General features: G+C 66.3%; 25 protein-coding genes. 15 read left to right on the forward strand and 10 right to left on the reverse strand.

The features are described from left to right. The 4 genes from CXY81_RS03350 to CXY81_RS03365 form a co-directional block, all read left to right on the forward strand. Positions 1-820 (forward strand): IS4 family transposase (locus tag CXY81_RS03350; protein WP_104193965.1); only part of this gene is annotated, 820 nt, incomplete at its 5' end. Between the two features lie 886 nt (positions 821-1,706). Beyond that, the gene (locus CXY81_RS03355) at positions 1,707-1,928 is read left to right on the forward strand and encodes a DUF6290 family protein (RefSeq protein WP_104171445.1); all 222 of its coding nucleotides are present in this window, start codon (positions 1,707-1,709) and stop codon (positions 1,926-1,928) included. Continuing rightward, a complete protein-coding gene (locus tag CXY81_RS03360) occupies positions 1,925-2,191 on the forward strand; it encodes a type II toxin-antitoxin system RelE/ParE family toxin (protein WP_255408675.1) in 267 nt (88 codons plus the stop codon). The genes CXY81_RS03355 and CXY81_RS03360 overlap by 4 nt, the downstream gene beginning before the upstream one ends. A 229-nt stretch (positions 2,192-2,420) precedes the next feature. Continuing rightward, entirely contained in the window at positions 2,421-2,765 is a 345-nt protein-coding gene (locus CXY81_RS03365) for a nucleotidyltransferase domain-containing protein (protein WP_255408676.1), read from the forward strand. A 48-nt stretch (positions 2,766-2,813) separates the two neighbouring features. Here the strand turns inward: CXY81_RS03365 and CXY81_RS03370 are convergent, their stop codons facing one another. After that, positions 2,814-4,871, reverse strand: coding sequence for a nuclease-related domain-containing DEAD/DEAH box helicase (locus CXY81_RS03370; RefSeq protein WP_233193957.1), 2,058 nt, complete (start codon positions 4,869-4,871; stop codon positions 2,814-2,816). A 215-nt stretch (positions 4,872-5,086) separates the two neighbouring features. Here CXY81_RS03370 and CXY81_RS03375 point away from each other — a divergent pair, with 215 nt between their 5' ends. The 4 genes from CXY81_RS03375 (at position 5,087) to CXY81_RS03390 (ending at position 8,693) form a co-directional block, all read left to right on the forward strand. Then, positions 5,087-5,881, forward strand: a complete 795-nt coding sequence (locus CXY81_RS03375; protein ID WP_146067606.1) for a hypothetical protein — start codon at positions 5,087-5,089, stop codon at positions 5,879-5,881. Between the two features lie 90 nt (positions 5,882-5,971). Next, the gene (locus CXY81_RS03380) at positions 5,972-6,388 is read left to right on the forward strand and encodes a hypothetical protein (protein WP_146067607.1); all 417 of its coding nucleotides are present in this window, start codon (positions 5,972-5,974) and stop codon (positions 6,386-6,388) included. A gap of 48 nt (positions 6,389-6,436) precedes the next feature. Next, positions 6,437-7,048 carry an ABC transporter ATP-binding protein gene (locus CXY81_RS16580; RefSeq protein ID WP_199182940.1) on the forward strand — a complete coding sequence of 204 codons (612 nt, stop codon included), beginning with the start codon at positions 6,437-6,439 and terminating at the stop codon, positions 7,046-7,048. 34 nt (positions 7,049-7,082) lie between these two features. Next, a complete protein-coding gene (locus CXY81_RS03390) occupies positions 7,083-8,693 on the forward strand; it encodes an iron ABC transporter permease (RefSeq protein WP_104193969.1) in 1,611 nt (536 codons plus the stop codon). Positions 8,694-8,804: 111 nt separating this feature from the next. Here CXY81_RS03390 and CXY81_RS03395 read toward each other — a convergent pair whose 3' ends face one another. Together CXY81_RS03395 and CXY81_RS16290 are read right to left on the reverse strand one after the other, a co-directional pair. Beyond that, entirely contained in the window at positions 8,805-9,524 is a 720-nt protein-coding gene (locus tag CXY81_RS03395) for a triacylglycerol lipase (RefSeq protein ID WP_199182944.1), read from the reverse strand. Then, positions 9,521-10,348 (reverse strand): alpha/beta fold hydrolase, encoded by an 828-nt coding sequence (locus tag CXY81_RS16290; protein ID WP_158251990.1) that lies wholly within the window; start codon positions 10,346-10,348, stop codon positions 9,521-9,523. Before CXY81_RS16290 ends, CXY81_RS03395 begins: the two co-directional genes overlap by 4 nt. Before the next feature lie 303 nt (positions 10,349-10,651). Between CXY81_RS16290 and CXY81_RS03405 the strand changes: the two genes are divergently transcribed. Both CXY81_RS03405 and CXY81_RS16295 read left to right on the forward strand, forming a co-directional pair. Continuing rightward, positions 10,652-11,065: a DUF2256 and DUF3253 domain-containing protein gene (locus CXY81_RS03405; RefSeq protein ID WP_104193970.1), complete on the forward strand. Its 414-nt coding sequence runs from the start codon at positions 10,652-10,654 to the stop codon at positions 11,063-11,065. Positions 11,066-11,340: 275 nt separating this feature from the next. Continuing rightward, positions 11,341-11,493: a hypothetical protein gene (locus CXY81_RS16295; protein ID WP_158251991.1), complete on the forward strand. Its 153-nt coding sequence runs from the start codon at positions 11,341-11,343 to the stop codon at positions 11,491-11,493. Positions 11,494-11,515: 22 nt separating this feature from the next. On the opposite strand, the gene CXY81_RS03410 is transcribed toward CXY81_RS16295, so the two are convergent. Then, the gene (locus tag CXY81_RS03410) at positions 11,516-12,901 is read right to left on the reverse strand and encodes an LLM class flavin-dependent oxidoreductase (RefSeq protein WP_104099292.1); all 1,386 of its coding nucleotides are present in this window, start codon (positions 12,899-12,901) and stop codon (positions 11,516-11,518) included. A gap of 291 nt (positions 12,902-13,192) precedes the next feature. On the opposite strand from CXY81_RS03410, the gene CXY81_RS03415 reads away from it, so the two are divergent. The 3 genes from CXY81_RS03415 to CXY81_RS16585 all read left to right on the forward strand — a co-directional run bounded on the left by CXY81_RS03415 (position 13,193) and on the right by CXY81_RS16585 (position 16,916). After that, positions 13,193-13,423 (forward strand): hypothetical protein, encoded by a 231-nt coding sequence (locus tag CXY81_RS03415; protein ID WP_104169643.1) that lies wholly within the window; start codon positions 13,193-13,195, stop codon positions 13,421-13,423. Positions 13,424-13,776: 353 nt separating this feature from the next. Beyond that, positions 13,777-14,718 carry a hypothetical protein gene (locus tag CXY81_RS03420; RefSeq protein ID WP_233193959.1) on the forward strand — a complete coding sequence of 314 codons (942 nt, stop codon included), beginning with the start codon at positions 13,777-13,779 and terminating at the stop codon, positions 14,716-14,718. 215 nt (positions 14,719-14,933) lie between these two features. Further along, a complete protein-coding gene (locus tag CXY81_RS16585; RefSeq protein WP_199182945.1) occupies positions 14,934-16,916 on the forward strand; it encodes a DUF2207 domain-containing protein in 1,983 nt (660 codons plus the stop codon). A gap of 156 nt (positions 16,917-17,072) precedes the next feature. Here the strand turns inward: CXY81_RS16585 and CXY81_RS03430 are convergent, their stop codons facing one another. After that, positions 17,073-18,083 (reverse strand): diacylglycerol kinase family protein, encoded by a 1,011-nt coding sequence (locus tag CXY81_RS03430; protein WP_104193972.1) that lies wholly within the window; start codon positions 18,081-18,083, stop codon positions 17,073-17,075. A gap of 441 nt (positions 18,084-18,524) precedes the next feature. Here CXY81_RS03430 and CXY81_RS03435 point away from each other — a divergent pair, with 441 nt between their 5' ends. Continuing rightward, the gene (locus tag CXY81_RS03435; RefSeq protein ID WP_158251992.1) at positions 18,525-19,391 is read left to right on the forward strand and encodes an alpha/beta fold hydrolase; all 867 of its coding nucleotides are present in this window, start codon (positions 18,525-18,527) and stop codon (positions 19,389-19,391) included. Positions 19,392-19,564: 173 nt separating this feature from the next. Here the strand turns inward: CXY81_RS03435 and heR are convergent, their stop codons facing one another. Both heR and CXY81_RS03445 read right to left on the reverse strand, forming a co-directional pair. Continuing rightward, positions 19,565-20,365, reverse strand: a complete 801-nt coding sequence (gene heR, locus CXY81_RS03440) for a heliorhodopsin HeR (protein ID WP_104193974.1) — start codon at positions 20,363-20,365, stop codon at positions 19,565-19,567. A 66-nt stretch (positions 20,366-20,431) separates the two neighbouring features. Continuing rightward, on the reverse strand, positions 20,432-21,022 hold the full coding sequence (locus CXY81_RS03445; protein WP_233193960.1) for an MOSC domain-containing protein: 591 nt from the start codon (positions 21,020-21,022) through the stop codon (positions 20,432-20,434). A 118-nt stretch (positions 21,023-21,140) separates the two neighbouring features. Here CXY81_RS03445 and CXY81_RS03450 point away from each other — a divergent pair, with 118 nt between their 5' ends. Further along, positions 21,141-21,887 (forward strand): endonuclease/exonuclease/phosphatase family protein, encoded by a 747-nt coding sequence (locus tag CXY81_RS03450; protein ID WP_104169649.1) that lies wholly within the window; start codon positions 21,141-21,143, stop codon positions 21,885-21,887. 43 nt (positions 21,888-21,930) lie between these two features. Here CXY81_RS03450 and CXY81_RS03455 read toward each other — a convergent pair whose 3' ends face one another. The 3 genes from CXY81_RS03455 to CXY81_RS03460 form a co-directional block, all read right to left on the reverse strand. Beyond that, positions 21,931-22,131: a hypothetical protein gene (locus CXY81_RS03455; protein WP_104193975.1), complete on the reverse strand. Its 201-nt coding sequence runs from the start codon at positions 22,129-22,131 to the stop codon at positions 21,931-21,933. A 346-nt stretch (positions 22,132-22,477) separates the two neighbouring features. After that, entirely contained in the window at positions 22,478-22,606 is a 129-nt protein-coding gene (locus CXY81_RS17195) for a hypothetical protein (RefSeq protein WP_255408677.1), read from the reverse strand. Positions 22,607-22,667: 61 nt separating this feature from the next. Next, positions 22,668-23,648 carry an NAD(P)H-quinone oxidoreductase gene (locus CXY81_RS03460; RefSeq protein ID WP_104193976.1) on the reverse strand — a complete coding sequence of 327 codons (981 nt, stop codon included), beginning with the start codon at positions 23,646-23,648 and terminating at the stop codon, positions 22,668-22,670. Between the last annotated feature and the right edge of the window lie 98 nt (positions 23,649-23,746).

Consider the following 23,746-nt stretch of genomic DNA (forward strand, 5'->3'; position numbering starts at 1 on the left):
GTTGGCGGGGCGGCGTTTGATGTCCATCGACGGCACAATCTTGGATCTGGCGGACAGCGTGGTGAATGCGGAGTTCTTTGGTCGGCCGCCGGTCAGCCGGGGGGAGCAATCTGCTTTCCCGCAGGCGCGCCTGGTGGCGTTGGCGGAGTGCGGAACGCATGCCGTTCTGGACGCGGTGATGGGACCGTGCACGATGTCGGAGATTGAACTCTCCCGTGAGCTCGCAGGCCGTTTCACGCCGGGCATGCTGGTCCTGGCCGACCGGGGCTTCTACGGCTTCCGGTTGTGGGCTCAGGCGGCAGCGACGGGCGCTGACCTGCTTTGGCGGGTCGAGACGAACCTTCGTCCGAGGCATCTGGAGACCCTCGCTGACGGCTCTTGGCTGGCGACGATCATCCCGACCTCTGGCCCTGGGCGGCAATCGACACCACCGTTGACCGTGCGGGTCGTGGACTACACGATCGACGATGGACGCGACAACCCTGACGCCTACCGGCTGCTGACCACGATCCTTGATCCGGCCGAGGCCTCAGCGGAAGAACTCGCGACCGTGTATTCCGAACGGTGGGAGATTGAGTCCGTGTTTGATGAGTTGAAAACTCACCAACGCGGGCCGCGCATGGTGATGCGATCTAAATCCCCCGACCTGGTCAAGCAGGAAATTTGGGGGCACCTCTGTTGCCACTACGCGATCCGCACGCTCATGGTTGAGGCCGCCCAACACGCTCGCCGTGACCCCGACCGGGTCTCTTTCGTTGCCGCACTCCGCATCGCCCGCCGCTCTGTCGCTCAGGGCGCTTTTTCCCCCTCCGCAGCCTGACCACGCCAAAGCGGTCTGGCGCCATGCCATCCTCGCCCTCGTCCGGCGCCTGAACCCCGCGCGACGACGGCGATCACACCCTCGCGTCATCAAACGCAAGTCTCGAAGTGGCCCGCCAAACGCTTCCACCACACGCACTGGCCACAACCCCTCCACGAGCCAGAAATCACCACTCAAACACTTAACTGAACGGTATTGAGGCTAAGGGGGTAGACATGCTCCAAGCCTAAGCGCGGTTCTCTGCGTCGGGAAGCAAGGCGGGCATCCGCCCGGATCACGCTGCAAACTTGCAATGACAACTCGCTTTTCTCGACTACGTCGACTACCACTGAACCAAATTGATCGGGAAGGATTGAACCAAGATGACCACAATGCACAACCCTCCGCACCCGAGCTTGCTTGTGGGAACGTGCGCGGAGCTCTGGCTGGGATTGCAGACTGCGTTCGATTTGTGGAATGAAAAGCAAAAGCCGCGGCCGGAAGTTCTTTCGCTTACGGGTTAGGCGCGTGGCGAGCCGGCACGCGACCGTCCAGGGGCCTGAAGCCAGCCCTTTGGCCGATCCGTTGGCATCGATGTCGGTGAAAAGTTGACAAATGCGCAATCGGCTAGGCCATGCTTTCGCTATTGGAAACTGAAAACCGCAGGCACACCACCGAGCTGTTCGTCGCCGAGCCACTAACTCCGCTCAGGCCTCCCGTGAGAACTGCGGGCGACGGTCAGAGTGCGCCAGGGCAACGCCGGGGGCGATGACGATGGACGGCGCCTGACGTACGTAACGCGGCAACGCCATTGTAACCACGCACCATCGCGGACAATCACACGTGCTGAACCGTCGAGACGGGCGTATCCTTTGCGTAAACATGTCTTACTTTGGAAGGTGGCAGTGTGACGATCTCAATCCGTCTCACCCCCGAGGAAGAGGAGCGGCTGGAGGAGCTGTCCAGACGCACGGGGCGTTCGAAGAGCTTCTACGTTCGAGCTGCCCTCCGCGAGCATCTGACCGATCTGGAGGACGCTTTTGCGGCCGACGAATCGCTGAACGCTTTTGAAGCCGCAGGCCGCCGCTCCCGGCCGCTCTCGGCGCTGAAAGCCGAGTCTGAGCTGTGATCGCCCGGTGGCGCGTTGAGACCACCGAGCAGTTCGATTGCCAATTCAGGAAGCTGGACCGCGCTGTGCAGCGACGAGTCCTGTTATACCTCGAGGACGTCGAACGTCTCGACGATCCTCGCCAACGCGGGAAGGGTCTGACCGCAAACCACTCCGGCGTGTGGCGATACCGAGTAGGGGACTACCGCGTCCTCGTTCAGATCATGGACGACACTCTGGTCATCCTGGCCGTGAACGTCGACCACCGCAAAAACGCATACTGAACCAACCGTGGGCGGGGTTCGGGATTGCATCAAATTTGTCTGCGGTGATTCAAAAAAGCGCGGGGCGTGTCTGCGATCAACTCGTTCGCACGGCCTCCAGCTATAGTCTCGGCATGAGTGCGTCCACCCGGATTCTTGAGGCTCGTGCACGGGCCAATCTCTCGCAGAGCCAGCTGGCCCTTCGTGCCGGAGTTCCGCAGCCCAACCGCTTCGCCTACGAGGTGTTCGGGTGCAGCTGCGGCCGGAAACCCTCGCTCGCATCCTGGCTGCCGCCGTTGAGCGGCCGTCTCTCGTGCTGGCGCGCGAGCGGCGCCGCGTGCTCGAACTGGCCGGCCACCGCGGTGCCGGCGCCGTGCGAGTCTTCGGCAGCATCGCCCAGGGCACGGATGCCGCCGGCAGCGACATCGACCTTCTCGTCACCTTCGCCCCCGACGCTTCCCTTCTCGATGCGGCCGGGCTCGTGCTCGGCTATCGGGTGCGGGTGGGTGACTACCGGATCATCTACACCATTCGCAACGACATCCTCGTGGTGGTCGTGGTCACCGTCGGCCATCGTCGGGACGTGTATGAGTAACGCGTGATCACTTTCCGCGGCTGCCGGTGCAGCTGGGGATTGGGTAGGTCACGCAGACGATCCCTGCGCCGCGATGCAGCCGACCCACACTTCGTCGCGAGCTCGGGTGATACCCACGAACAGTTCGCGGCGGTCGCGCTCGTCGCGTTCGATCTGCGAATCGGTCCACCCCGCTCCAGTGACGCCCGGGAACATCAGGCGTTCGGTGATCCAGGGCAGCAGCACCTGCTTGAACTCCAGCCCCTTGGCACGCTTGATCGTGCCGACCTTCACGGCATCCGTTCGGCCACCGTCGTAATCGGTGAGTTCGACCACGGGGATCCCCGCGGTGCGCAGCAGCATCACCGCGTCACGCACCTGCCAGGTGGTGAAGCAGAGCACACCCACGTCACCCCAGCCCACACTCACGCTCTGCGTGGCCCGGCGGATGTGCTGCACCAGTCTCCCGTCGTGCTCGGTTCGGGTGCGCGCCCGGGCGAAGAGGGGACGTTCGCCGTGCCTCGGCGAGGTGATCGCGGCGGTGCTGGCTGCGGTGCCTTCGATGTCGACGTAGCTGCCTCCGTCGACGACTCGGGCCGCCAGGGCAAGGATCTCGGCAGTGTTGCGGTAGTTCACGTCCATGATCACACCCCGGCCGGTGACGGAGAGACCGGCCTCGGCGAGCGTGTAACCGCCGGGGTAGATGGTCTGTTGGCCGTCTCCGATCAGGGTGAAGGCATCCGCGCCGTCACCGTCCACCACGGAGGCAAGCATGCGGATCATGGCGCACGACAGGTCCTGAGCCTCGTCGACGATGACGGCGGTGTACCCAACCATCGGTTTGGCGCGCAGAGCAGCTTCGGCGAGCAGGATCAGGTCGGCGAAGTCGTGCACCTCGCGAATGCGCAGAAGCGATTCGTAGCGCTGATAGAGCGCCCAGACTGAGCGGCGCTGGTCGAGGGTGAGGCGGCGGCGCCGCCCGACGCGGGCACAGTCGGCGTACTCGTCGAAGGTGGTGAGACCGCGGCCCTTGATCACGTGGTCGAGTTCCTCCCGCCAGTAACGGGAGTTCGTGTCGATTGTCGTGAGCGGGCCGCAGGTCTGCTTCCAGGCCTCGTCGAATGACTGATCGGCCAGCTTGCTGTTGACGCGCACGTCGATGCCGCGCTCGTCGAGCACCTTGAGGGCGAATTGGTGCACGCCGCTGAACTCCACGCGACCAGCGACATCCGGTGCCATGCGGCCGAGCAGGTTGCTCAGCACGTCGGGCAGCGTGCGCACGTACGTGGTCACGAGCACGCGGGCGTTCGCCTGCGACCGTGCCAGGTACGCGGCACGGTGCAGCCCTACGACGGTCTTGCCGGTGCCGGCAGCCCCACGGATGCGAGAGGGCCCGTTGAAACTGCGGCGCACCAACTTGGCCTGGTCCGGATGCAGGAACGTCATCCACTCCTCGATCGGAGGTGCCAGGAGTCCCTCGAGAATCGCGGCCTCGATGTCGCTCTCGCTCGGCAGATGGTCAAGATCGAGGGCCGGTTCCGGGCCGATGATCGGTTCGGGCAGGGTCACATCGACCGGGGCCGGCGCGCCGATCAAGGGGAAGTGCTTGATCGCGGCGGCCAACACCTGCTCGACGGCAGACGCGGTGAGACGCTGGCCGCGGCGGGCGATGTGGCGCACAATGTCGCCTTCGCCGACAATCTCGACCCCGCCGACCGATGCGTTGACGCCCGTGTGCCCGGCGAAGACGACCACGGGTCTCACCTCGCCCGGGGCCAGGCCGATCTCGGCCAGAGCCGCCTCCGTCTTCCACGCGAGGTCGGCCAGGCCGTTGAACTCGTCGGTGACGTCGGCTTGCCCGCGGAATACCCGGCCCGCCGCGATGATCGGGTCTTTCCAAGCCTTGGTGTCCACGATGAACAGGCCGCCCGGCCCGACGACGACCATGTCGACCTGAGCGCGACGGCTGCCGGGCCACTGACGATCGGGCAGGAAGTGGTAGCCAGCCGCGGCGAGGGGAGCGAGAACGTGGGCAATGCGCTTTTCGCTGTCTGCAGCAGCGAAGTAGTTGGCGGCCTTGGCCCGTGAGGAATCAGCGGCAAGCGCATGGGCCTCCGAGAGTGCCAATTGGCGCGTCGCCTCAGTCCATGCCGATCCGCCTGCTGACATCAGTCCCCCCAGAGCCTAGATACTCGCTGAGCTTATCGGCAGCCATTGGCGCGCAGGCGCGGATCAGGCGCGCACGGCGGAGACCGCCCGTTACTCAGTGCGCCGGGCCACGTTCAGATGAGCGCTACCTGAGTCCCAGGTGTATGTTGCGTGCAACGATTCGGATGGGAGCTGTGACGATGCCGAAAGTGGGCGCAAGCGAACCGAGCAACACCGCCCTCTACGTCACGGGCGGTGTGCTCACTGTTGTCCTGGCCGCTCTGACGGTTCTGATCACAGTGCTTGCTCAGCAGCCTGTGGGTGTACCGGCCGAGATCGCGCTCACCGTCTGGATCCTCCTCGGACTATCAGCGCTCCTCGTCCTGCTCACGCTGGTGGCCTGGATTTCCCGAGTTATGGATGGCACGGCGAACCGTGGTGCGCTCAATCTTCCGAACGGCAGCATCAGCGCGGTGATTGCGCTCTTGCTTCTGCTCCTCTTCGCGTTTTCGTCGATCTACCTGTTCAGCCAGCTCAGCTCGCGCGAATCGCGGGGCGCGGAATCCACCGGAGTTTCGGAAAGCACACTCGCGGGCTTTCCCTCTGAACGCGTCATCAGCGTCAATGTTGCCGAGGCTGGCGCCGCCGACGGGACCGGGCGCACCTACGATGTGGTGCTGGCGCCGGCTTCTGGCGCAAGCACTGACTTCGCCGAGACGATCTTCGCCACACTGTCGACGGTCGTCATCGCAATCGTCGGCTTCTACTTCGGGCAACGGGCCGCTACCTCGGGGGTTCAAGCCGTACAAGACCTTCAGACAAACGCCGAGCTGACTCGTTCGAAGATCGAACTAGAGCGGGAAATGCAGACGACACGGGAGCCAATTGCCGGAGCGGGAGCCAGCGTCGTAGAGCCGGGTTCCGGACCCGTTTCGGACGGCCTGGCCACAGAGCGAGCACCGGCGCCGCCGGAGAAACCAGGAGCTTGAATCGCATTTGAATGGGGTGGGATCGACATGACACATGACAGCATCCGCTTACCATCGGCCAGGGGGCCACACGCCTCAGCCCGGACGTTCTTGGCGCTCGTACTTGCTGGGTTTCTCCTCACGGGCGCCAGTTGCGCTCGGAGTGGCACGAGCAGCCTGGATGATCTGGGTCGCATTCTCGGCCGATCTGCAAACGAGACCGAACTCATCGTAGGAGGCGGTTCTGCTGCCGCGGAGAAGAATGCCGCCCGTTGGCTCGAGCAGATCGAGGCCTATGGTGACAGCGACGTGCGAGCCGCCTGCAATCTTGCCCTGGCGATGTCTGGCTCCGGAACACCGAGGACTCAGGCCGATCTCAAGCAGCTATTGCAACTTACCTCCGCCATCACGAATCCCACGGCTGAAGTGACAAACCTGCGGGATACGACGGCGTCTGCATTGATCGAGGATTACCAATCGGCCTCCCTGGCCGCGGCAATAGTGGCGTTCGACGAGACCCTCTGCTGACCAGACGCGCTTGGTCGGCTGAACGTCGACCAGGGGCTGTTCCCCAGCATGAGCGTGTGGGAGAACATCGCGTTCGGCCTGCGGGTGCGAAAGACCAGGAAGGCCGAAACGGCGCTACTCGTCGACGAGATCGCCGCGCAGGTCGAGCTCACCGAGGAGCAGCTCGCGAAGAACGTGTCCGAACTCTCCGGTGGCCAGCAGCAGCGGGTCGCCATCGCCCGGGCCCTCGTGCTCAAGCCGCGCATCCTGCTGCTCGACGAGCCCCTCTCCAATCTCGACGCCAAGCTGCGCGTGCAGCTGCGCGAACAGCTGAAAAACCTGCAGCGGGAACTCGGCATCACCACGGTGTACGTCACGCACGATCAGGAAGAAGCCCTCACCATGAGCGACCGGATCGCCGTGTTCAACCACGGCGTTGTCGAGCAGGTAGGCACCCCGGAGGAGATCTGCAACCGCTTCGGCACCGAGTTCGTGTGCACCTTCGTCGGTGCGATGAACAAGCTCTCGGGCGACGTCGTGCACCAGCTGCGCCAGCGCGGCGGCACCGGTCTCGCACCAGCGAAAACGTCGTACCTGCGCCTGGAGAAGGTGTCGTTGCAGGCGCCCCCGGGCAACACGGATGCGATCCGGCTCGACGGCGTCGTCGCCGGCCGTTCCTAACACGGCTCGCACAGCACCTACACAATCGACAGTCATGGCAGCAGCATTCGTGCACTGGTGCCCGAGGGCGGCGGATCTGCGCTCGAACCGGGTTCTGCGGCGCAGCTTCGCGCTGGCCGCCACGCTGGCCGTCACGGTGAATGTCGTCGGCATCTTCATCGTTCTCGTCACCGACTATTTCAAGATCCGGGGCGCACGGATGCTGTGGCTCGGCTACGCCACCACCCTCATCTACGGGGGCATCGTGCTCGCCGCCGGCTACAACTTCATCTACGGCCGCTACGGATTCGTCACCAACGCCGTGCGCAACTGGTTTCCGGAGATCGACCCGAACTGGTTCTCCGGCTACTTCGCGGTCGTCGTCGTGATGACGCTGGCCACGACGACGAACCATATGCTTTCCCTGGGATCGTCGCTGGCGAAGATCGACTACCAGACCATCGAGGCGGCGCGCAATATGGGCGCGTCGACCATGGGCATCCTCTGGCGAATCGTGTTGCCCGCCCTGCGCCCGATGATCTTCGCCGTGACAGTACTCACCTTCCTGACCGGTCTCGGCGCACTGACAGCGCCGCTCGTGTTGGGCGGCACCGATTTCCAAACGATCGCCCCGATGATCCTCACCTTCTCCAAGAGCACCGGGTCGCGTGACCTCGCCGCGCTGCTCGCCGTGATCCTCGGCCTGGCGACCATCGTGCTGCTGGCAATGATGAACCGGGTCGAAAAGTCGGGGGTGTACTTCTCGGTGGCGAAGGTGGCGACCCCGCTGCAGAAGCAGAGAATCCCGAACCCAGTGGCGAACGCTGCCGTGCACGTGGCCGCCTACGCTCTCTTCGTCGTCTACGCGATGCCGGTGCTGCTGATCGTGCTGTTTTCCTTCGTGCACTCGAGTGCCATCGTCACGGGGAGCATCAGCTGGGATTCGTTCACGCTCGACAACTACGCCACGGTCTTCGGCACACCCGCGGTGCTCCGACCCTTCGTGGTCAGCGTCGTCTACAGCGCGCTGGCGTCGGTGATCGTGGTTGGCGGGATGCTGTTCGTCTCACGGTTGCTGCAGAAACACCGCAACCCGTTGACCGCCACGCTGGAGTACCTGCTGCACATCCCCTGGATCCTGCCGACGATTCTCATCGCCCTCGCCCTCGTCATGACGTTCGACCGCCCAAACCTTATGGTCGGCGGCCAGGTGCTCACAGGAACGACGAGTCTCCTGTTGATCGCCTACGTGATCGTGAAGATCCCGCTCACCCTGCGGTTGCTCAAGGCGGCTTTCGCGTCGGTGCCGGAGTCGCTCGAGGATGCCGCCCGCATCCTCGGTGCCGGGTCGATGTTCACCCTTCGCATGGTTCTGGTTCCGCTGGTTCTCCCGACCGCGGCTGCGATCACGGCACTCAACTTCAACAGCCTGCTCGACGACTATGACGCCGCGGTGTTCCTGTATCACCCGCTCTACCAACCCCTCGGTGTTGCGATCAAGGCCAGCACGGAGGGGGAGAACAACCTCGACTCCATGTCGATCACGTTCGTCTACACCGTGCTGCTCATGATCATCATGGGGTTCACCATGTACCTGGTCTACGGGCGAGGAGGCTCGTCGACGAAGCGCCATACGCGCCGCGCGCGCACTGTCGCGGCGGAGTAATCGGGGCGGAGTCCTGCCTGCGCTTGAACATCAGCCCGAGCAGTCAGGCTCCGAGTGCAGCAGGGCAAGCGCCTTCCCCGCGCTAACCGAAGGTCGATCTGCGACCCGGAGTCAGACTGCCGACTCCGCGGCATCCGTCACCGCGTCGAGCACGGCCCGCACGGCCGCCGGGTCGCCGAGGATGCGGAAGTGCCCGCCGACCCTGAGCTGGATGTTGCGGGCGCCGACGAGTTCACTGCCCTCGGGGACATGCGGGTCGAACACCCCGTAGATAGACGTGATGCGGTCGTTGACCCGGTGGTCCAGACCGAGGTCGTGCAGGGCCACGTTGGCGGGAGCGAAGGCACGGATGCTCGGCACGACCCAGTAGCGCGCATAGCGGGAACCGCCGAAGGGAGCACTGATCGCGGTCATTCCGCTCACCCGGCGGCCCGGGTCATCCGTCGTCATGAGCAGTTTGCCGATCAGGCCGCCCTTGCTGTGCGCCACGATGACGACGCCGGTCAGGTTCTCCCGCTCGAGGTAGGCGGCCACGGTCGCGGCGGCATCCGCCAGAGAACGCCGGTTGCGGCCGAGCTTCGCCACCACGTGCACCGGATGCCCGTGGCCGTGCAGTATCTCAATCAACGGTCGCATGAACTGCCAGGATTCATACACCCCGGGGATGATCACGATCGGGGCTTTGGTACCGGAGCGGAAGTCCGTGGTCCGGGCGCGGGAGAGGAACGCACGGGTCTGGCCGGTCGCCGCATAGACATAGTCGAGCAGCCACCACCAGGCCTCGCGCAGATGGCGACTCAGCAGACGGGGGTTCAGGAGACGGCGAATCATTGTGCCGGGTGCGCGACCGACGGAAGCCGCAGGGCGTGCCCCTCGATGATGGCGGCGGTTTGCACGGCGGCACTGTGGTGCACCAGGTGGCGGTGCCCCGCGACCTCGAACACATGCCCGTCCGGCGCGGCGGCGGCCAGCGATGCACACCAGGTGCTGCCCGAGACGGGGTCATTGGTGCCTCGGATCACGAGAATGGGGGAGCGCACCTCGCCAAGGGCCAGGTCGGTGCGGTAGCCGAGCATGGGGACGAGCTCGGTGGAGAACCAGCGCGGGCCGCACTCGAGGTAGTCACGGAACACGATCAGATTGCCCGACGGCGACTCCTTGGCCACATCCCGGGTCAGACCCAGCGCCTGTTGCACGGCTGTCGACCGGCGGGGATCGGTGACAGGGCCGATCAGAACCAGGTGGGAGACGGCATCGGGGCGTTGCCGGGCCACCTCGGTGACGAATTGGGCGCCCATCGAATGGCCGACCAGGACCGCCCGCGGCACCTCGAGTCGATCAAGTAGCCGGCCGAGCAGGGCGCCGTATTCTTCGACAGCGAGCGGCCGAACGGGCCGGCGGGTGCCGCCGAATCCGGGCAGATCGAGCGAATGGGTGTGCCCGGTGGCGGCCAGGCTCCTCTGCACCCGGCGGTAGTAGCGGTGCGACGCCCCGATGCCGTGGACCAGCAGGTAGGTCGGCGCGTCCGGCGAAGGCGAGGTGCTCTTCAGGGAGTGCACGGTGAATTGATGCCCATCCACCTCGATGCTGCGGCTACGGGCAGGAACAGCGGCTGCGCGCCGTCGTTCGACACGCGCTCGGTCGGTGCTCGTCACGGGGTTTCCTTCGGGTTCAGGTGCAAAAATCCTAGCCTCCGGCAGTGTCGGGTGGCCTGGGCGCTCACGGGGGCTGAGACATCCGTCACTGATAAGACGGATGCGGGCCGAATTCGTCACGCCCGCGGCGCCGATCGGTCGGGCGCGCCCTGCCTGGCGGCCTGCCCGGCGGCCTGCCCGGCGCCCTGCAGCCCCGAGAGTCGCCGATTCTGCCGAGAATCGCCGCTGGAACGGCGACGCTCGGCGCAAACGGCGACTCTCGGCGGCTCTCGGCGACCCGCGCCATCCCGCAGGATAGAAGGCATGGCCCACCGTCAACGAAAGCCCGCCGATTCTGACCCCGCCCGTGACCGGGCGGACAAGACGTGCGCCTCGTGTGGGCGGCGCATCGAGTGGCGCATGAAGTGGGCCGACAACTGGGAGTCGGTGAAGTACTGCTCGAGCGCGTGCCGCGCACATGGGGTCACGGCGACCGACCTCAAGCTGGAAGAGGCCATCGCGACACTGCTCAGTGCGCGGGCGACGGATGCCACGATCTGCCCGTCCGAGGCGGCGAAAGTGGTCGGCGGTGACGGCTGGAACGACCTCATGGAGCCGGCCCGACGCGCCGCACGCCGCATGGTCGCCCGCGGTGACCTGCAGATCACGCAGGGCGGGGCCGTGGTCGATCCGTCGACGGCGAAGGGTCCGATCCGGTTGCGGCGGGTGCGGGCATAGGCGCGGTGACCCGCGCGGAGCGAGCATAACTCCTGCAAATTCTGCCTGCCGATTTGTCCACCCGCGTAATCACGCGGATCGTGCGGGAAGTCTCACCGGATTGCAGGAGTTATGCGATGAGGGTCGGCAGCGGCAACTGACCTGTTCGCCGCGACTGAAGGTGAATTGTCCGGTTGCCTGTGAGTCTCGGGACCGGTAGTGGCCACGCGCGGGTGCTGCGCCGCTGCGCGCGTGGCACGCCACCAGCGCAGCGGCGCAGCACCCGCGCTCGCCGAGTGCCGTGGCCCGAGACCCTTCCCCGCATTCTGGCCGCCGCCACCGCGCGGCCGTCGGTCGTGCTGCGGCGCGAGCGTGAGCAGGTGCTCAAACTGGCCGGGCGCCGCCGCACGGATTTCCCCCGGCTGCTGGTGCAGTCGGGGATTGCATAGGGCGAGCGGCGGTCGCCGCTCGTCACCTAACGGATTGGTTCACCCCGAGTCGATAATCGGCTCCGTGGTGCTCCTCGGGCAGACGGTCGCCGCGCCCGTGCAACTTGTTGCGTAGAGTGCCCTCGACGTACTCCTCCGGGTAGGCCCCGCGACGACGCAGCTCGGGAATCACGAACTCGACCACGTCTTCGAACGTTCCGGGCGTGATCGCGTACGCGAGGTTGAACCCGTCAACATCGGTATCGGCGACCCACTCCTGCAGGTGATCGGCAACCTCTTCCGGTGAGCCGACGATGAACGGCCCCAGGCCGCCGATTGCGCCGAGCTTCGCGATGTCACGCACGGTCCACTCGGAGCCGTCATCATTCGCCGCCTGAAAATTTGCCACCGCCGACTGGATCGCGTTGCTCTTCACGTTGCCGATCGGCTCGTCGAGGTCATACCGCGAGAGATCGATGCCCATCCAGCCCGACATGAACACCAGGGCGCCTTCTTCGCTCGCGTAGGAGAGGTAGTCCTGATGTTTTGCGTGCGCCTTCTCGCTGGTCTCGTCGGTGATGATTGTCAGCAGCGTGTAGATCTTCGCGGAGTACCGGTCTCGACCGGCCTGCTCGAGCGCATCCCGGATCTTGCTCACGGTCGCGGTGAGGCCGGACTTGGTCGAAGCGGCCACGAAGATCGCCTCGGCGTTGCCGGCGGCGAAGGCGATACCGCGCGGCGATGCCCCGGCCTGATAGATCACCGGCGTGCGCTGCAACGACGGCTCGGACAGGTGGATCCCCGGCACGGTGAAGTTCTTGCCGTAATGCCCGATCTCATGCACCTTGCTCGGATCGGTGAACACCCCGGTCTCCCGGTCGCGGATGACGGCATCGTCTTCCCACGAGCCCTCCCACAACTTGTACAGCACCTCGAGATACTCGTCGGCGACGTCGTAGCGGTCGTCATGCTCCAACTGGTCTTCATGCCCCATGTTGCGGGCGGCGCTCGGCAGATAACCGGTGACGACGTTCCAGCCGACGCGACCCTTCGTCAAATGGTCGAGCGTCGACATCCTTCGTGCGAACGGGTACGGATGCTCGTACGCTGTACCCGCGGTCACGCCGAACCCGAGGTTCTCGGTCACCGCCGCCATGGCGGAGACGAGCAGAATCGGGTCGTTCACGGGAACCTGGGCCCCGTGCCGGATCGCTGCTTCGTTCGAACCCCCATAGACGTCGTACGTACCGAGCACATCGGCGATGAAAATGCCATCGAAAGTGCCTCGCTCGAGCAGCCTGGCCAGGTCGGTCCAATAGGAGAGGTCCTTGTATCGCCAGGACTGGTCAAGCGGATGCCGCCACATTCCTGAGGACTGGTGCGCGACGCAATTCATGTCAAAAGCGTTGAAGCGAATTTGTCTGGGCATGCCACCCATCCTGCGGCGCGGTCGTTGACGGCGCCACAGCACTCGCCATTTGGCGTAACACACGGGGAGCGACGGGCTGACTCTCGCAGATCCGCCCGGAGCGGCGCGGTTTGAATCCCTCGCCGCGCGCGAGACCGCCACACTGCCGCCGACGCTGCTGGCCGCCTGGGTCGTGCGGGCCACCGGCACGACGACCATATTCGCGCTGCTGTTGACCATCGTCTTCTCGGTCGCCCTTGCATCGGCTCCAGCAGTTCGGGCGCCATTCTCAGCGTGCTCGGCTGGCGCTAAATGTTCAACCTCGTGCTCCCGATCGCCCTCAGCGCGCTCGTCGTGGGCGGCTTGGGGCTGAAGAACGTCACCACTTCGCGCAAGACGCCGATCGACGTGGTCTTGGTCATCCTCTCGGCGCCCGGCTTCGGCAAGCTCGTCTACGGCCTCAGCAACCTGAATGCGGAATCCGGCGGCATCGGCCCGGTTGCGGGCTGGCTGCCGACCGCTCCGGGCCCACCCGTCTGCTGATCACGGGCTCCAGCCGCCTTCCTGTGCGGCGCCGTGATCTCGCTGTTCGCGATCCCCGCGGCGTTCTTCATTCGCCGCCCGGCGGCCGCGGCAGAGCAGCGTACAGTGCCCGTCGGCTCTGCTGACGCGGCTCCCCCGCTGCGGCACGCCTGATCGAGGTGCACGGCCTGCCGAATCTCGTGTCAATCCCCTGCTACCCATGACTTTCACAGAATACTGAGCGTTTGTTCAGAAACATGAGACAGAGTATAAGTTTCGTCTGCGCCGTCCCCCGAAAGCGCAGGCCCGATGCTCAGTGAGCCGGCGCGCGCACGCGTGCGAGCTTGCGTAACACGGAAGTCAAGCGCACAAACATGCCCGAAACACCCGAAGAAATCCGCATCCGATTCGCTGCCCAAAATAAGCGAAGCAACAGCATTCCCAGCAGCAACAGCACCACCGGCCCCACCAAGATCAACCGCCCGTACCGCATCGCGCTCATCGCCGGCAGTGTGCTCGCCATCACCGGCCTCGCAGTCGGCGCCGGCTTCGCCGGTCAGTCCGCCTCCGCCACCCAGGACCGCGTCTCGGCCACAACCGCACTCGCCGACAGCACGGGCCTGCACCGTGAACAGCTCGGCGCCTACAGCGCGGTCGCCAAGGCGCACGGCGACAACTCGGCCTCCATCACCCTGAACGAGGCCAATCAGGTCATCGCCGCCACCCAGGACAAGGTGGATGCCTCCAGCCTCGCCGCGGTCGCCAGCTCGCTCGCCAGCTACGAGATCCTCCCTCTCGACGAGGTCACCTCGCTGACCGCCCAGACCAAGGCCGAGACCGCCGCCGTCACCGCGGCGTCGATCGAAGCCGACCGCGTCGCCGCCGAGGCTGCCTCCGAGGCTGCCGCCGCGGCCGCAGCCCAGGCCGCAGCCGAGGCAGAAGCGCAGGCCGCCGCGCAGGCCGCCGCCGCGTCCTCCCGTGCCCAGTCGCTGGCCTCCGGCAACACTCCTGCCGGCGCGCGCGCCACGGCTCAGGCCATGGCCGCGTCCCAGTACGGCTGGGGCGCCGACCAGTTCTCCTGCCTGAACCAGCTGTGGCAGAAGGAATCGGAGTGGAAGTACGACGCCGTGAACTCCAACGGCGGTGCCACCGGCATCCCGCAGGCGTTGCCCGGCAACAAGATGGCGACGGCCGGCAGCGACTGGGCCACCAACGCGACCACGCAGATCGCATGGGGCCTCGGCTACATCAAGGCCTCCTCCTACGGCACCCCGTGCGCCGCCTGGTCTCACTCGCAGGCCAACAACTGGTACTGATGCCCTGACTACCCGCAGCACCAAGGCCGGTCGTCCCCTCGTGAAGGGGCCGACCGGTTTTCTCGTTGCCGGGCTCTCAGCTGTCGGTTCGCATGCACCGAAGGGACCCGTGCTGCACTAGCCTTCGAAGGGCGGATGTTGTGGGGACAGCACGGCTCGGCGCGGTCGACGCCGCATCGAGACTCCCGGCTCCGGCAGAAACAGGGAGCGGCAACATGCACGGGATCGCACCGGCCAGACATCCGTTACGTCGATTCGTGCAGGTCATCGCCGCGCTCGCGGTCTCGGCGGCGCTCGCGCTCGGGATGCCGGCCGTCGAAATGCCCCTGGCCGCGTCGGCAGACACCGGTGACTTCACATTCACCTCCTTCGAGGCCGACTACTACCTCTCCCGTGACGACGCCGGGCACTCCACCCTGCGCACGGTCGAGACGTTCGTGGCGCAGTTCCCGAACTTCGACCAGAACCGAGGCATGGTGCGCCTCCTCCCCAACGACTACAACGGGGTGCCGCTGAACACCACCGTCGAATCGGTCACCGACGCCACCGGAGCCCCCGTCTACTTCGAGACCTATGACCAGGGCTCCGTCACCGAGGTGCCGCTCGGCACCGATGAGTTCGTGCGCGGCCAGCAGACCTACACGATCACCTACACGCAGCAGAACGTGGTGCGCGCGTTCGCCGACACCGACGACGACGAGCTCTACTGGGACACCAACGGTACCGGGTTCGACCAGTCGTTCGGCTCCGTCACCGCGCGCGTGCACGTCGACCCGAGCGTCGCCGAGTTCCTCACCGGCGACACCGCCTGCTATTCCGGGGCCCAGGACGATGGCGCCCGGTGCGAGATCAGCCAGACGACGGATGCCGCAGTGCCCGGATCCACGGGCCAGCTGTTCACCTCGTCCGTGCAGGGTCTCGGTCCGCGGCAGAACCTGACCGTGGCCATCGGCTTTGCACCCGGCACCTTCGTGTCGGTGCCGGCCTCGGCCAGCTACAGTGCGAGCGATTCGGACAACGGCGGGGGAGAACCGGCGACCGGGCTGCTGTTCCTGGTGGCGGCTGTCGGCTTCCTCGGGGTCGTGCTCGCCTTCATCCGTCGCCGACTCGGCCAGCGCAACGCGCGCGGCCGAGGCACCATCATCGCCCAGTACAGCGTGCCGAAGGGTTACAACCTGCTGGAGGCGGGGGACCTTGCGAATCGGTCGAAGACGGCTATCGCCGCGCAGCTCGTGAGCCTGGCGGTGCGCGGCACGGTGCGCATCCTCGACTATCCGGTCAGCGCAGGCGGCGGCGACTACACGCTGCAGCTGCTGACTGTGGAAGGCGTGGACGCTCAGGAGCGAAAGCTGCTGGAGACGCTGTTCCCCCGCCTGACGATCGGAGCGACGCGGGAACTGGGGGTCGCCGACAGCACGCTCGCCGCCAAACTGAGCGCGTTCCTCCCCGCCGCGACAGCGTCGGTCATCCAGCGCGGCTGGCGGGCCAAGGTGGCCGGCCGCGGCGGCAGGTGGATCGCCATCGGAATGGCCGTCGTGCTGCTGCCGGCCCTGGCCGTCCTCGGTGCGGTGGCGCTGATCGACGGCTCCCCGAAGTTCGGCGAGGTGATGACGGTCGCCGTCATCGCAGCGCTGTTCCTCTACCTGGCCCTCTACCTCGCCCAGGGCACGGTGCAGCTCACCGATTCCGGGGCCGATCAGCGCGACTACCTCAAGGGACTGAAGGTCTATCTAGAGCTCGCCGAGGAGGAGCGTTTCCGCATGCTGCAGGGCCCGGTCGGCGCGCTGCGGGTCACGATGCCTGCCCTGCCGGGTGTCGCATCGGGGGCGCTGCCGAGCCCGGTGACGGATGCCGCCGGAACACCCGACACCGTCGAACTGGTCAAGCTCTATGAGGAGCTGCTCCCCTTCGCGGTGCTCTGGGGTGTCGAACGGGACTGGGCGAAGGAGCTCGTCGTGCTCTACGAGCACGGGGCGCCGGCGCCGGGCTGGATCGTGTCGCAGGGAGGCTTCACCGCGAGCGGCTTCGGCGTCGCCATGAACGGTTGGGTCGCCTCGGTCCTCACCTCTGCCACGGTTCCCGTCAGCTCCAGCAGCGGCGGCGGATACTCCGGCGGCGGAGGAAGTTTCTCCGGCGGCTCCGGCGGCGGCGGGTTCTCCGGCGGTGGCGGTGGCGGAGGCGGTGGCGGCGGCCGTTGACGGCTGCCGGGTGTGCAGCCGTCACGCATCCGTGGCCCGTCGTGCCGGCGCGGGTGCCGCGCCGCTTCGCTGGTGGCATGCTATCCGCAGAGCGGCGCACCTCCCGCGCGTCAAGCAGAGTGGAACGGGAGAGGGGCGACGGATGCCCCGCGCCGCCTACGCGGCGTCGCTCGGCACGCGCAGGGTGAGGCTACCGGCATCCACCCAGGTCTTGAAGGCCACGGCGGTGCCGAACCCGTCGCCGTCGAGTTCGATCTCTTCCGGACGGTTGAGCCGCAGCACGAGCTTCGTGCCGGTGGCGTAGTTGAGCGCGTCGACATCATTGGTGCGCAGTTTGCGGCCCAATGCCGTTCGGCTGAGCACGCCGTTCTCCCACAGCACCTTCGACAGAATTTGCAGCCAGCCGCCGAAGCCCTCCGGCTTCAGTACGACCACGTCGAAGAGTCCGTCGTCGAGGGCGGCGTCGGGAATCAGCTCGATGCTGGCCGGAAGCGACCCGCAGTTGCCGACCATGATGGTGTGCGCGCGCATCGCCTGCTCGGGCTTCGCGTTGAGCCGGTACCGGAACCGTAGATCGCTGTCGTCCTTGCCGACGGCGATCATGGCTTTCACGTAGGCCAGCCAGCCGGCCTTCGCCTTGAGGTCGTCGTCGGTGTTCGCGAGCATCTTGGCATCGAGGCCGAGCCCGGCCATCACCAGGTAGGCGTGCCGGTCGACCGACCGGTCGGCCCGCTCGATGTCGATCAGGCACACGTCGATCACCTTGTCCTGGCCGGCGAACGCGGCTTGCAGGGCCAGCCCGGTGTCGGCGAGGGGCAGCTGCAGGTTGCGGGCGAGCAGGTTGCCGGTGCCCGACGGCAGCAGCGCCAGTGCGCACTCCGTGCCGTGCACGGCTTCCGCGACGGCGCGCACGGTGCCGTCGCCGCCGGCCACGATGATCATGGTGGCCCCGGCTTCGATCGCCTTCCGGGCCGGTCCCTGCCCCGGGTCCTCAGCTGACGTCTCGAACCACAGCGTCTCCGGCCAGCCGGCGGCCGATTGCTGGGCCTCGACGGCGTCCCGAAGAACGTCGACGTCAACCTTTATGGGGTTGTAGACGACCGCGGCGAGCCGGGGTGCGCTCACGTCATCGGTCAGGTCGTCGTGGTGCAGATCGGTGCTCGTCATGTGGGGTCCGTTCGATGGTGGAAGCTGGTGCCTTCCGTAAATGGGTTCTCACTCATCTAGACGGATGCCGCTGCCCATTTGTCACGCGACCCCGCAGTCGGGCGCCCCTTCCCAGGCGCAGACCCACTCCTTATGCTGGCACCACTTCGCTCGAAAATCACGTTCCTCTCGTTCGCTTCAGGGTGGGAAGACTCTCCTGAACCTTGGCCGAATCTGCCGGGACGCTTTCGGGGGTCCCGCGGCGCGGGTACTGTCACCAACGGTTCTGCGCAGCCGGCCACGCCAGAGCCGGTTGCTGCCGGGCCGATCGCTGCTGCACCGCTCGCTGCCGCACCGCTTTCCGCGGAGCCGGCTGACGGCATCCGGAACCGTCAATGAAACGAAAGGGTCAATTCAATGCCCCCCGCGACACAAACACAGAATGTCACCGATGCGCGCACCATGGCTCGGCGAACGGGCACCCTCCTCGGAGGGATGCCCTATTTGAGGTTCGGCACGGGCTCGCCGCTGGTGGACATCCCGGGCCTCACCCAGAACTTTCAACCGACGGTCGGCGTCGAGCGCATGCTCGTGACCCGGATGCTGGCTCCGGTGGCGGCCCGGCACCGCGTGCTCAGGCTGACCCCGCGCCCGGGCCTCGACCCGAACGCCAGCATGGCCGACATCGCCCGGGACTACGCCGACGCTCTGCGCCTGGAGTTTCCGGGGCCCATCGACGTGATCGGCACGTCGACCGGCGGGAGCATCGCCCTGCAACTCGCCGCCGACCATCCCGATGTGGTGCAGCGTCTCGTCGTGGTCTGCGCGGCCTACACCCTGGGGCAAAACGGCAAGAAGGTGCAGCGCCGGGTCGCTGAAGAGGTTCTTGCCGGGCGCCCGCGGCAGGCCGGCCGGAAGATGTTCAGTGTCCTCAGCCACAAGCCCCCGAGTCGGCTGGCAGCCGGCATGGGCTGGATGCTCGGACCCCGCACGTTCGGCAAGGCCAGCCCCGACCTGATCACCACCATTCGCGCCGAAGACGGCTTCAACCTGCGCGACCGGCTCGGCGAGATCGAAGCGCCCACCCTGCTGATCGGTGGTGACCGGGACGGTTTCTACACGCCCGAGCTGTTCCGCGAGACGGTGGCGCGCATCCCCAACGCCCGCCTCATCCTCTTCCCCGGCAAGGGGCACATGGCCGCGATCTCAGACCCACGCCTCCTGCCGGACATCCTCGAGTTCCTCGACGGCTCCGACGCGGGCGGCCGCGCTACGGGTGACCACTCCCCGAGTGCGCGCTCTGCGGGCACTCGTCCGTCGACGCTGTAGCCGTCGCCTCGCGGGGTCGTTGTTGACCCGGAAGGTCGGTGAGACGACAGCTGTCCCTGGCTTTGCCCGGGACGATTACGGCGGCGCTGCGGACCAGCTTCGAAGCACGGGGGTGGTGCTTCTGCCGTGCCCGGCACCAGCTCAGGCCCGAGCTGGTCGGCTAGACGATTGCCCTAGGTGAGTGCCGGGATGATCGCGCCAGAGAACACCTGCCAGGCCAGCGCGGTCTTGGCGACCAGGCTCAACGTGATGTAGGCGCGCTCGCCGCGGAGGTAGTCGCGCCAGCCGCCGACCTGACGGTACTGCAGCACCTGGTTGACGGCGAACGTGTTGAAGAACAGGAAGAGGGAAATGATGATGCCATAAACGAAGGCCGGCGGTGCGGCCTCGGTGTTCGAGCCGGGGGCGATGAAGTAGATCAGGATGACGACCCACGGCACCACGCCCACCATCGACCCGAAGATGAAGGGCAGGAACTTGGCGTTGCCGGGTGTCTCGTACTTCTCCTGCAGTGCCCCGAACATGATCATGGCGGCGTTGGCGGCGAAGATCGAGAACAGGGCCGCGATGTCGGTGATGCCGGTGATCTGGGCGATCAGCCAGATCATGATCGAGGAGCTCAGGGAATATTCGACCCAGCGGAAGTAGTTTCGGTTGGCTTTGAGCCCCGCCGCGTAGCGAGGGAAGAATTTCGGCGACGAGATCAGGAAATGGAAGAAGGCCGAGAGCGCCAGGAAGGAGACGACGCCGATGCCCACGTTGACGTCGAACAGGGTCACCCGCTCGGGCGGCAGCGGCACGCCGGGAGGACCCGACAGATAGTCGGCGGTGACGGCAAAGGTGACCTGGGTGCTGAGCAGGGTGAGCACGTATGCGAAGCCCAGGGCCTGCACGAGGTGCAGTGAGCCGGCCACGATGTTGTAGACGCGGAGGCGGGAAATTTTCTGATCGGGGGTGTAGTTCTTGCGTGCCATCGGGACTCCTCCACAGGTCAGGTGAGGCCGAGACTAGCAGGGTCGCCGACTGCCGTTACCCAAGCGTCAGACCACGCCGAGCGGCAGGTGTTCCCCGGCCGGCAGCCGCACCCGAATCGGGTCCCCGGGAGCGACGCTTCCCCCGGTGACGACGATTCCCATGATCCCCGCCTTGCGGATCACCTGACCGGCATCATCCGTGTCGATCAGCGTCTTCATCAGCCCCTTCTGGTACCCGTTGATCAGTGAGCAGGGGTTGCGCATCCCGGTGATCTCCACGACCGCGTCGCTGCCGAGCCGCAGCCGGGCACCCCGCGGAAGGCCGGACAGATCCAGCCCGCGGGTTGTGATGTTCTCGCCCAGCTCGCCGGGGGAGACCTCGAAGCCGGCCCCCCGCAGCTCGTCGAAGAGCTCGGCGGGCATGAAGTGCACCTGGGTGAGGTTTGCCCTGGTCGGATCCTTCACGATCAGGTAGCGGTGCTGCGTCGTGGCTCCGGCGTGAGCGTCGCCCTCCACCCCGAATCCCGCGATCAAACGGATGTCCGGGACCGTCGGCTTGCTGAACGCGTGCCGTTCGTCTCGGCTGACCGACTGCACCGTTGCCGTCACTGTGGCCGTCACCGTTGCCGCCACTGTGGCCGTCGCATCCTGCATCATGCCCCGAGTCTCGCATGAGGGCCGCCGAGAATTCACCCAGCCGTTATAGCATTTCGGCGTCGCAAACGTAGGCTAGGTGGGTGTTCAGCGAGTCAAGTCGAGTCGAAAAAGGTCAGTCGTGAAAGTCATCAGCTATAACCTCCGCAAGAATCGTGCCAGTGGTGAGCTCATCGCCCTGGCCGAGAACTACGATCCCGACGTCCTGTGTCTGCAGGAATGCGACACCCTCGAGCTCCCCGAGGAGATCGGTCTCCTGCACCTCGCCGACTCCACTGTGCGCAACCGACTCGGCCTGGCGATCTACTATCGCATGGACCGGTTCACCAACGAGCGCACCCAGACCTTCGCGCTCAAGAAGTCACTGCACGACCGCGTGCTGACCCCCGCGCATGAGCGCCTGATCGGCACCCGACTGACCGACCTCGTCGCCCACCGCGAAATCGTCGTCGCTTCGTTCCACGCCGCGCCGCTCACCGCGCTCAACTCCCTGCGGCGCAACCAGATCCGCACCGCGCACGAAGAACTGCACGTGCTCGGGCCGGGCCTGCCGACCCTGATGGTGGGCGACTACAACTACCCGATCTTCAAGGGGCGCCTCGGCGACCACATAACTCAGTCCGGCTACGACCTCACCCTGAGCGACACCCGAACGTACACGCGCTACAAGTTCTTCCGCGGGCATTTCGACCTGGCAACCTCCATCGGGCTGTCCATCGACAGTGTCGAGACGCTGCCCCTCGGCACCTCCGACCACCTGCCCATCCTGGTCACCTCCACCTACAGCGACGAGTCGGTGAACGCCACGAATGTGCCGGCCAGCCTCGCCGAGACGGAGCGCGCTCCGGGCGGCGAATTCGCGATCTAAGGGGCGGGGCCTCGACTACTGAGCGTCGAGGGCGGGGCCTCGTCTACTGGGTGTCGCCGCGCGTCCAGAGCAGGTGGGCACGCACCGACAGGGATCCGCCGATCAGGAGGGCCACGCCCGCCATCCAGAGCAGGACGATGAGGAACGCGTTGGCCGTCACGGCGTTGAGAATGATCAGGGCCACCCCGAAGGCACTGAAACTGAACCCGGCGACGGCGCAGGTGGTGAAGGACCAGTTCTTCATGCGGGTGGTTCCAATCGGGTGGGGATTCGACAGCGTTTACGGTAGCAGGCCCGCGGGGCGCTTACCGTGCCTCGCCTGCCCAGGACGAGTGAGTCCGAATCGGTTGGTTGCATCGCTCCCGGATTGGCAGAGCTGACTGCACCGCGCGGACGCTGTTCAGCACGGGCGAGCGCCGGGTTCGGCGTCGAATTCGTTCGGGACGGATGGCTGGCCGACCTCGTGTCGCCGGAGGTCGCCGACAGAGTGGAAGCCGACCAACGTGGAGCAGCTCTGGATCCACGGCGGCATCCTCACTCGGTGTCGGAACTGGCCGTGGCCTGCCGCCGGCTCTTGGTGTGCCAGTTTCTCAGGTGATGCCGGCCCGCCGGCGCGACTCCGTGTGCTCGCCCATGCGCGCGTTCGACTCCCTGGTGAACTGCTTCCAGGCGTCGAGCTTGCCGGGCAGGATCGGCACGAACAGACTGATGCTGTTCAAAACTTGTCCCCTCTTCAGAATGTTTTTCCAGCGCATGTTTCAGTCCCGAGTCCCGACGGGCTCAATCACCGACCAGCAGAATCTTGCCCACGTGAACGGATGCCTCCAGCCGCCGGTGTGCCTCGGCGGCCTTCTCGAACGGGAAAATGCTGTCGATCACCGGGCGAAAGCGGCCGGATTCGAGCCAGGGCCAGACATCCGTCCTGAGGGCCTGCATGATGGCCGCTTTCTCCTCGAACGGGCGGGAGCGGAGGGTGGTACCCCAGTACCGGCCGCGCTTCTGCATCAGATGGAACGGATTGAAGTCGGCGTTCTCGCCGCTCTGGTTGGCGATCACCATGATCCGGCCGTCGACCGCCAGTGCCGCCACGTTGCGGGCCGCGTAGGAGCCACCGATGATGTCGAGGATCACGTCGGCGCCGCGCCCCTCTGTGGCGGCCTGGATTTCGGTGGGGAAATCCTGCTCGCGATAGTTGATCAGGATCTCCGCGCCCAGGCTGCGGCACACCGCCAGCTTCTCGGCTGAGCCGGCCGTCGCGGCCACCCGCGCGCCGGCGAGCACGCCCAGCTGGATCGCGGTGGTGCCGATGCCGCTGGCGCCGCCGTGCACGAGCAGCGTCTCCCCGGCGGCCAGCCCCGCACTCAGGAACACGTTCGACCACACGGTGGCCAGCGCCTCCGGCAGGCCCGCGGCCTCGACGAGGTCCACGGATTCGGGCACGGGCAGGGCCAGGTCCTCGTGCACCACGGCCTCGGTGGCGTAGCCGCCGCCGGCCAGCAGGGCGCACACCCGGTCGCCGACCGCGAACCGCTTTGCCTCGGCGCCGACTTCACTGACGACTCCGGACACCTCCAGCCCGGGCCACTGCGGCGCTCCGGCCGGCGACGGGTAGCTGCCCAGCCGCTGCGCGACATCCGCCCGGTTCACGCCGGCCGCGGCGACCCGAATCCGGATGTCGCAGGCCCCGACGGGCAGGTCGCTCACCGTCGTGAGGGTGAGGGCATCGGGGCCGCCGGGGGTGTCTACGATGATCGCGCGCATCGGGTCAGCCTACGCGCGTGCACTTTGCGACGGATCCACGACTGCGCGGTGGTTCGGTCTGTGGAACCCGGCCACGGAATCTACGATGGTAGACAGGG

The organism is Cryobacterium sp. M25, assembly GCF_002929635.1.
GTDB classification, from domain to species: domain Bacteria; phylum Actinomycetota; class Actinomycetes; order Actinomycetales; family Microbacteriaceae; genus Cryobacterium; species Cryobacterium sandaracinum.